Annotated in this window: 2 protein-coding genes; one reads left to right on the forward strand and one right to left on the reverse strand. The window is 31.9% G+C overall.

Translation table 11 applies throughout. The annotated features are described in order from the left end of the window. The first annotated feature begins 135 nt into the window (after nt 1-135). Nucleotides 136-1,071, forward strand: coding sequence for a bifunctional helix-turn-helix transcriptional regulator/GNAT family N-acetyltransferase (locus tag FTT99_RS16275; RefSeq protein ID WP_180161684.1), 936 nt, complete (start codon nt 136-138; stop codon nt 1,069-1,071). A 146-nt stretch (nt 1,072-1,217) separates the two neighbouring features. On the opposite strand, the gene FTT99_RS16280 is transcribed toward FTT99_RS16275, so the two are convergent. Continuing rightward, nucleotides 1,218-1,646 (reverse strand): hypothetical protein, encoded by a 429-nt coding sequence (locus FTT99_RS16280; protein ID WP_000877730.1) that lies wholly within the window; start codon nt 1,644-1,646, stop codon nt 1,218-1,220. Nucleotides 1,647-1,779: the final 133 nt, after the last annotated feature.

A 1,779-nucleotide genomic window follows, 5' to 3' on the forward strand; every position in this document is an offset into this window, starting at 1 on the left:
CGTATAAGGTGTATTATGTTAATTTTAGAAAAATTAAAATTAACACCCACCAAATGTCTTGCATCAAGCTCCAATATGAATATACTAAATTTAGTTAACACTGTTAACTAAATTTAGTATATTCAGAGTGAAGTCATGCAAACACAAGAAACTGAGTTGTTCCGAGCGTCTTTCCGAGAGATGGTTCGTGAATTGGGTATGTTGAGCCGTAAAACAATTGGAACTGATCTTTCTCCTCTCCAAAGCCACATCCTAATTGAACTAAATAACTCAAAGTATGGGTTAGGTGTCACAGAATTAGCCAAGATTTTATGTGTCGAAAAATCTAGTATCAGTAGAACGTTAAAAACGTTAGAAAAAGATGAATTACTTTTAAGAAAAATAAGCCCTTCTGATGCAAGATCAATGACTTTTACCCTTACAGAGAAAGGAAAAAGTATTTTATTTGAGATTAATAAATATGCTAATCAATTTACATCTGAGGCGCTTACGCTTTCTTCTGAAAGTGAGCTACAACAATTAAGTCTAACCATTAAAAATTTTGTAAAAACTTTGAAAAATGCACGTAAACAACGAGAGATTGGATTAAATATAAGGCCCATTGAGCCAAAAGATAATGAGGCTATAGCAGCTGTTATACGCCAAAGTTTTATAGACAATAAAATAGACCATCTAGAAGGTGTCAGTCTAAATGATCCATGTCTTAACCATCTAAGTGAAGTTTATACAGCTAACGGTTCAGGATATTGGGTAATAGAAATAGATGGAATAGTTAAAGGTGGGGTAGGGATAGCTCCCTTACTAGGAGCAGGAAAAGAGTATTGTGAATTACAAAAGCTTTATATTGATAGCAGCTTAACAGGATTAGGTGTAGGTAGAAGATTAATAAATTTAGCTATCGATAAAGCGGCTGAGTATGGATATCAATATTGCTATTTAGAAACTTTAGAAGAGCTGGGTGCAGCACTTGGTTTATATGAGTCTTTCGACTTTAAAATGTTAGATAAGCGGATTGGAGATACAGGCCACAATTCATGTGGTATTTGTATGCTTAAGGACTTAAAGAACTAAATCTTAAGCCCATATTTAACATAATGGTCGTTATACGAAATTTAAAAAAATATAGTAAAAATGGGAGCTTAAGACTCCCATTTTCAATTTCGTATAAGGTGTATTATGTTAATTTTAGGGAAATTTAAGAATCTCTATGCAATGGTTTATTCAATATTCTTTGATTTCTTATCTTTTAGGTTAATCAGAAATAGCCAATAACATAAGCCAGGAAATAGAGCCATAAAGATAGTCCATGTATCTGTATACATCTTCCACCACTCTTTCGAAATTTCTCCTGTGTGACTCCATCCAAAAAGAATAAAAAATGGAGTAGCAATAATTATAGAGGCAATACAGATAGTTAATAAATTAAGACTGTTATAACGATTTAAAAGAATTGAGAATATGAAGCTGAAAGGTACAGTCAAAATACAATAAGCCAAGTAGACAAGACCGTGCCCTACAAGAACCACTAAAATCGAGTATAGGCTGTATTCCTGATTCATTACGATAAACAGGACTGCTGTGAAAAAAAGTAGTGGTAAAGGAGAAAGTAAGAGAGCTTTTACTATTTTTTCATTTGAGTATTTCACTAATTTAATTCTCTTATCTACTCAATAAATAATAATACTATAACGATTTTATTGGTGGTTTTTTGATTCTATTTAACATAATAGAGCTTATACGAAATGCTTTTTAAAATATCCTTGTTTTTCATATAGTTAA

The sequence above is a fragment of the Acinetobacter sp. YH12040 genome (assembly GCF_013420005.1).
Taxonomy (GTDB): domain Bacteria; phylum Pseudomonadota; class Gammaproteobacteria; order Pseudomonadales; family Moraxellaceae; genus Acinetobacter; species Acinetobacter amyesii.